Consider the following 6,650-nt stretch of genomic DNA (forward strand, 5'->3'; position numbering starts at 1 on the left):
CGAATTGGTCGTCGGCGACGGCGAGCTGGGTGCCGTCCGGCCGGAAGGCGAAGGGCCAGATGGAACCGGTGTGGCCGGTGAGCCGGTGCAGGGGCAAGATGGTTGTCGTTGGCGATCGGGAAGCCCGGATGATCCTTGTCGTCAGGGTTTTTCGGATCGGCCGGGAAGCCGGGGAAGTCCACCTGCTCGGTGTGGATCAGCTCCGCGAACAGCGGCAGTGTCATGGCGTGGCGGAACAGCAGCGCCAGATCATAGGCCGAGATGCTCATGCCGGGTCCGTCCAGCCCCGACGGGGTGGCGGCGCGGGTGTCCAACGCCTGCAACTGTTTCGCCAGCGCGTTCATCTTGCCGACGGTCGCCTCGTCGCCGCCCAGCTGCGCCGCGATGGCATGCGCGGCATCGTTTCCCGAGGCCATGATGAGAGCCTGGAACAGCTGCTTGTTGGTGTAGCGACCACCCGCCCCGATGCCGACCCGGGTGCCGTCGGCATTGGCGTCGTCCTGGGTACCCACCACCGTCTTGTTCAAATCCAGCGCCGGAATCGCGACCGAGGCCAGCAGCACCTTGATGGTGGAGGCGGGACGGTAGCGGCCGTGCGGATCCTTGGCCGCGATCACCTTGCCGGTGTCTAGATCGGCGACTTCCCAGGCCGTGGCCGAGATACCCTCGGGCAGCGGTCCCGCGCCCGACGGCAGAATCACCCCGCAACCGCCCAGCTGCTTGCCGCCGATCGGGGTGCTCGGGATGGGTAGCGCGGCCGGGGCCGTCTGCCCGGGTTCGGGCACCTCGGAGGTGTCGATGGGCGGCGGCGGGGACGTCTTGTTCGGGCAGCTGTCGGTATTGGGCGTCGTGAACGGCGTTGTCGTCGTGGACGGTTGGGCCGTCGCGAGACCCGGCAGCGGCGTGAAGGCGAACCCGGCCACAGCGGCGAGGACGGCTGCCGTCATCGCGGCAGTGCGGTGCGGATACCTGCGGATACTCATCGCGCCCGACTTTAACGCCGACGGGTCACCCGAGCGCGGGATGGTTCACAGGATTGCTGTGCTCGTGTCGCCACACAGGCCGGATGCGAGTGAGCCCCCGATCGCGCGGGCAGTGTGATCAGGGGCTCGCCGAGGTGAAAGACGCTGTCGCGCGGGCTAGTTCGCGGTGTGGTTGACCGGGCAGCCGTGCGCGAGCGGGCCGAGCAGCTTGTTGTTGTCGTAGAAGTGCTCGAGCTCGAGGATGCGGAGGTCCTCGGAGACCTTGGCAATGGTGATGCCGGTCATCTCGATGAGCTCGCCGGTGGGCTGGTGGCCCTTGTACTCGCCCTCGTAGCGACCCCAGTGCCGCCACTTGAAGGTGACCGACGGCGGGCCGGCCAGCACCTCGGTCACCTCCCAGAAGAAGCCGCCCGGGAACGCGGTGTGGAAGATGTGGTGCGAGGACTCGAAGGTCTCACCCTGCACGTCGTAGAAGGGGTTCTCGCCGATCAGGATGTTGTAGGAGCCGATGCGGGCGAACTCCTCGGCGTCCTGCCACTTGCCGCCGTTGACCTGGCCGCGGTAGTGCTCGGCCACGACCGAGACCCACTTGGCCGGATCCTTCTTGTGCGAGACCTCCATCTCGAAGACCTTCACGAGCTCTTCGACGATGTGCTCCAAGGAATCCGGCGCGTGCTGGGTGGAGCGCTCGACCGGGATGACTTCCTTGCTCAGGTGGTAATCGGGGGCGCCCTCGCGCCAGTCCTCCGGCGCGGCGGCCGCGATGACGGCGTCGCGTCCCTGCAGATGCAGCGGGGTCTCGGCGACGGATTCGGTTGCTTGGTCGGTCATTTCGTGCCTCACCTGTCCAGACCCGTTGGGGGGTCGAAGATCTCAAAACGGACCGCACGACGGTATCAGTACGACAACTTCATGTCGCGACAAGCATCTGGGACTCCAGTACCAGAAGGCGGAATGGTGACACACCCCATTCGACCCCTCCTGAACCCATGACGTGACAGCCTCTGGGGCCATGACATGACAAGAATTGACAGTCTCTATGAAATGAGAGACTCTCTCATTATCGAGTAACACTCAAATGATTGGATCTGTCATGGAAGTTCAGGGAGTGCGCCGCTGGCTGGCGCTGGGAGCCCTGGCCGTCGCGATGCTGACCATCGGACTCGACGTCACCGTGCTCACCGTCGCCCTGCCCACCCTCGCGGTCGACCTGCACGCCGATACCTCCGCGCTGCAGTGGTTCAGCAGCGCCTACACCCTGGCCCTGGCCGCCTTCATGCTCCCGGCGGGCGCGCTCGGCGACCGGTACGGACGCAAGAAGTTCCTGTTCGCGGCGCTGGTGCTGTTCGGGGTCGCCTCCTTGGCCTGCGCCTTCGCCACCTCGTCGGGCCAGCTCATCGCCGGACGCGTGGTGCTCGGGCTGGCCGCGGCGATCATGATGCCGCTGTCCATGGCCGTGCTGCCGAACCTCTTCCCCGAACAGCGGGAACGGCAGCGGGCCATCACCATCTGGATCACCTCCACCGCTCTCGGCCTGCCGCTGGGCCCGATCGTGGGCGGCTGGCTGCTGGAGCACTTCTGGTGGGGCTCGGCCTTCCTGCTCAATGTCCCGCTGGTGATCATCGGCGCGACCGCCGTAGCCTTGCTGGTGCCGGAATCCAAGAGCGGCAACACCTTCCGAATCGACCTCACCGGCGCACTGCTGTCGGCGGGCGGAATGCTCGGTGTGACATACGGTTTCATCCGCTGCGGACAGGAAGGCTGGGGCGACCCCGCGGCCTGGACCGCCATCGCCGCCGGGATCGTGCTCGGCGCGGCCTTCGTGCTGTGGCAGCGCCGCACCGCGCACCCACTGGTCGATCTCGGGCTGTTCGCCGAGGCCGGATTCCGTTGGGGCACGGTCTTCATGGTGCTGGTGAACTTCGCGATGTTCGGGCTGTTCTTCACCATGCCGCAGTACTTCCAGGCGGTGCTCGGGACCGACACCCTCGGCAGCGGCCTGCGCCTGCTCCCGCTGATCGGCGGCCTGGCCGTGGGCTCGCGGCTGGTGGACCGGCTGCTGCCCCGGTTCGGCGTTCGTACCGTGCTGATCGCCGGATTCGCGCTGCTGGCAGGCGGTCTGGTCATGGGCGCGCTGATCACCGTGGACAGCGGCTACGGATTCGCGGCCGCCGCGCTGGTGCTGCTCGGCGTCGGCATGGGCTTCGTGATGCCCGCCGCCATGGGAGCTGCCACCGACGACCTCAGCCCCGAACGCGCGGGTTCGGGATCGGCACTGCTCCAGGCGCTTCGGCAGGCGGGCGGGACCATCGGCGTCGCCATCCTCGGCACCATCCTGTCCACCCAGTACCGTTCGAGCCTCGGCGATCTCGACCGCTCGCCCATCTCCGACGGCGTGAACGCCGGAGTCGGCGTGGCCCGCAAGCTGGGCGACCCGGTGCTGCTCGGCCACGTGCAGTCGGCCTTCGTCGACGGAATGAGCGCCATGCTCTGGGTGTGCGCGGCGATCTGCGTGATCGCGGCCGTGCTGGCGACTTTCGTGATCCGCGGCAAGGAGTCCGGCGCAGCTGTCGATGTCGATGCGGGACAATCGGTCCATGTCGGCTGAGACTGCCTCCGCACCGCCCCCGGCCCCGGTGAAGACCGCGGCCGGGGGCGGCCTGCGGGAACGCAAGAAGGAACGCACCCGCCGCACCATCCGGATGGAGGCGTTCCGGCTGTTCCGGGAGCAGGGCTACACCGAGACCACGGTCGAGCAGATCGCCGCGGCCGCCGACATCTCGCCCAGCACCTTCTTCCGGTACTTCCCGTCCAAGGAACAGGTCGCCACGGCCGACGATCTGGACCCGTTCATGATCGCGTCCTTCGAGACCCAGCCCGCCGAACTCTCCGTGCTGGCGGCCTTCCGCAAGGCCACCGTGGAGTCCTTCGACGCGCTCGACCCCGAGGACCGGGAATTCGAGCGGCAGCGGGTACAACTGCTGTCCAGCGTGCCGGAACTGCGCGGCGCGGTCGCGCGGGAACTGGAGCGCAGCAACGAACTGATCGCCGAACTGGTCGCGCGCCGAACCGGCAGAGCGCCGGGCGACTTCGAGGTCCGTATCTTCGCGGGCGCGTTGAGCGGCGCGATGCTCAGCTTCATCGACTACGAGACCTTCGGGCCGGAGCAGATCATCCGGGTCATCGATTTCCTCGAGGCCGGGATGCCGCTCTAGACCTGCTTCACACTCACCAGTCGAGCCACGGTGTCGTCGGTCATGGTCTCGAAGAAGCCGCCCACCACATCCTCTATCTCACTGACGGATTCGGCGCAGTAGAGAATCGGCTGATAGTGGGTGATGTCGTAGGCGATGGTCCCCATGGCGTGAATGTCCAAGGGGCGCAACTCGGCCGCGCGGAACTCCTCGATCTCGCCGAACGAGGACAGCAATCCCGCTCCGTAGCAACGGATCTCACCGTGCTCGCGCAGCACGCCGAACTCCATCGAGAACCAGAACACATCGGCCAGGAACTTCAGCGCCCGTGCGGTCTCCAGCCGGGCCACCGCCGCGCCGACCGTCTCGTAGACGGAGGCGAAGCGCGGACTGGCCAATTGATTGGCGTGCCCAAGGATTTCGTGGACGGCGTCCGGTTCGGGGGTGTAGAGCGGGGCGGAGTGATGACGGATGTACTGGGTGGAGTGGAAGGTCCGATCCGCGAACGAGCCGAAGAAGTCCCGCAGCGGCACCAGCCCGGCGGCGGGGGCGTAGCGGAATCCGGTGAGCGGCACCAGTTTCGCGCTCACCTCGTCCAGCTGCGGAATATGGTCGGACGGCAAGGCCAGCCGCCGCGCGGCGTCGATCACCTCCGCGCACGCGTAGCGCTCACGTTTGCGGGCCAGTTCGGCGGAGACGATCCGCCAGACTTCCTGCTCTTCGTCGGTGTAGTCGACCTGCGGAACCGGTTCCCCCGGCCGGTAATCCAGTGCCTTCGCGGCGATGGCATTGCGGCGGGCCCGGTACGCCGGATCGTGCACGCCCGGGTGCTCGTCGCTCAAATGCACCGTCACATCGCCGTCGGCCCCCTTGGTGACCGGCGAATACAGCTGAGCCTCCGTGAACATACGTCGATGCAAGCACCGTGGTGTGATCCAGACAACAATGGCCTGTCCTGCTAGTCAGATTGACTAGCAGGACAGGCCATTTGTTCATCATTCGGGCTCGTCGCGGCCGAGAGCGTTTGCAGCCGCCCCGGCCGGGTTCGATCGAGCCGGGATCAGCGCGGGGCGTTGGCCGGGTCGACGAGGGTCGGGGTACGGCCCTCCTTGCGGGCGGCCTTGGCGTCCTCGAAGAACTCGCGGCTGAACAGGGCCGACAGGACGGCGATGCCACCGCGGTGAATGCGGAACTCGCTCTTGGCGGAAGCGCCGGTGAGGCGGATGACGCGACCCTTCGCGTCCTGCGGGCGGCTCATGTCCTTGACCTTGCCGCGGCCGGTCCACTCCAGCTCGGACGCGTCGATCACCGCGTCCTCGGGGACCAGCAGCTTGACCATGGCGTGGTCGAGGTCGGCGTTGACCACGATCTCCTGCTCACCCTCGATCCAGGGCGAGCGCAGGTCGATGACGACGCTGCCGTAGCGGGCCTTCACCTCGAAGGACTTGGCGTGGGTCCAGTCGCCCAGGTGCTTCTCGGTGACGTGGTCGGCGTGGATCTTGACGGTGTCGGTGGCCTTGGCGGGGTTGATGGCGTTCATGGCCTCGTCCTTTTCGGAGTGGTTGTGCTGGTCGGGTTCGCCTGCTCCTCAATAGTGACACACAAACTAGTTGCTTGGCAACTAGTGCGTCGAAACTAGTTTTTGAGCACCTAGTAAGATTGAGGGCATGACAGCACCGACCCAGGCCACACAGTTCAAGCGCTCGCCCCTGGCCATGGCAGTGCTCGGCATCCTGCACCTGGAACCGATGCACCCCTACGCCATCCAGCGCCGCATCAAGGAGTGGGGCAAGGACAAGGTCATCAATGTCGGCCAGCGCGCCCAGCTCTACAAGACCATCGCCCGCCTGCAGGAGGCCGGGCTGGTCTCCGTCCGTGAGACCGGCCGCGACCAGCAGTATCCGGAGCGCACCGTCTACGAGATCACCGATACGGGCCGGGCCGCCTGCCTCGGCTGGATCAACGAGATGATCAGCACCCCCCGCAACGAATTCCCGGACTTCCCTGCGGCACTGTCGTTCCTGCTGTTGCTCACGCCCGCGGAGGCTCGCGCCGAACTCGAGAAGCGTGCGAACGCGGTGCGCGCCAAGATCGATGAGATCGACGCCGGCATGGTTCTGGCCGAGAAGTTCGGGCTACCGCGCGTCACCAAACTCGAGGACGAGTTCCAGCGCGCCGTCGCCGTCGCCGAATTGCATTGGCTGGAAGGCGTTGTCGCCGACCTTGCCGACGGCAGTCTGGCGTGGTCGTGGGATTCGCTGGTGGAGTTCCAGAATTCGACCACCATCTGACGGGTCGCCCGCACGAACAAGGCCGCCCGCGTCCGAAAGACGCGGGCGGCCTTACTGATTCGATACGACGGCTCAGAAGAACCCGTCGTCGTTATTGTTGCCGCCACCGTCGTAGTAGTCGCCGCCCCCGGCGAAGTCATTGCGCTCGGCGTTCTCGTAGCCGCGTTCGTACGCGCGCTCCT

Annotated in this window: 7 protein-coding genes; 3 read left to right on the top strand and 4 right to left on the bottom strand. The window is 66.6% G+C overall.

The annotated features are described in order from the left end of the window. Positions 1–983: D-alanyl-D-alanine carboxypeptidase family protein (locus ACWELQ_RS33950; protein ID WP_452401121.1), on the bottom strand; the 983-nt coding region annotated here is incomplete at its 3' end. A 156-nt stretch (positions 984–1,139) separates the two neighbouring features. Continuing rightward, positions 1,140–1,814, bottom strand: a complete 675-nt coding sequence (locus ACWELQ_RS33955; RefSeq protein WP_452401122.1) for a SnoaL-like polyketide cyclase — start codon at positions 1,812–1,814, stop codon at positions 1,140–1,142. A gap of 262 nt (positions 1,815–2,076) precedes the next feature. Between ACWELQ_RS33955 and ACWELQ_RS33960 the strand changes: the two genes are divergently transcribed. Both ACWELQ_RS33960 and ACWELQ_RS33965 read left to right on the top strand, forming a co-directional pair. Then, positions 2,077–3,591, top strand: coding sequence for an MFS transporter (locus ACWELQ_RS33960; RefSeq protein WP_452401123.1), 1,515 nt, complete (start codon positions 2,077–2,079; stop codon positions 3,589–3,591). Beyond that, positions 3,581–4,198, top strand: coding sequence for an acyl-CoA-like ligand-binding transcription factor (locus ACWELQ_RS33965; protein ID WP_452401124.1), 618 nt, complete (start codon positions 3,581–3,583; stop codon positions 4,196–4,198). Before ACWELQ_RS33960 ends, ACWELQ_RS33965 begins: the two co-directional genes overlap by 11 nt. Here the strand turns inward: ACWELQ_RS33965 and ACWELQ_RS33970 are convergent. Together ACWELQ_RS33970 and ACWELQ_RS33975 are read right to left on the bottom strand one after the other, a co-directional pair. After that, positions 4,195–5,085, bottom strand: coding sequence for a phenylalanine 4-monooxygenase (locus ACWELQ_RS33970; RefSeq protein ID WP_452401125.1), 891 nt, complete (start codon positions 5,083–5,085; stop codon positions 4,195–4,197). The two genes, ACWELQ_RS33965 and ACWELQ_RS33970, sit on opposite strands and share 4 nt — an antisense overlap. Positions 5,086–5,237: 152 nt before the next feature. After that, positions 5,238–5,717, bottom strand: coding sequence for a hypothetical protein (locus ACWELQ_RS33975; RefSeq protein WP_452401126.1), 480 nt, complete (start codon positions 5,715–5,717; stop codon positions 5,238–5,240). 127 nt (positions 5,718–5,844) lie between these two features. On the opposite strand from ACWELQ_RS33975, the gene ACWELQ_RS33980 reads away from it, so the two are divergent. After that, positions 5,845–6,468, top strand: coding sequence for a PadR family transcriptional regulator (locus ACWELQ_RS33980; protein ID WP_452401127.1), 624 nt, complete (start codon positions 5,845–5,847; stop codon positions 6,466–6,468). Positions 6,469–6,650 lie beyond the last annotated feature (182 nt).

Source organism: Nocardia sp. NPDC004722 (genome assembly GCF_053601505.1).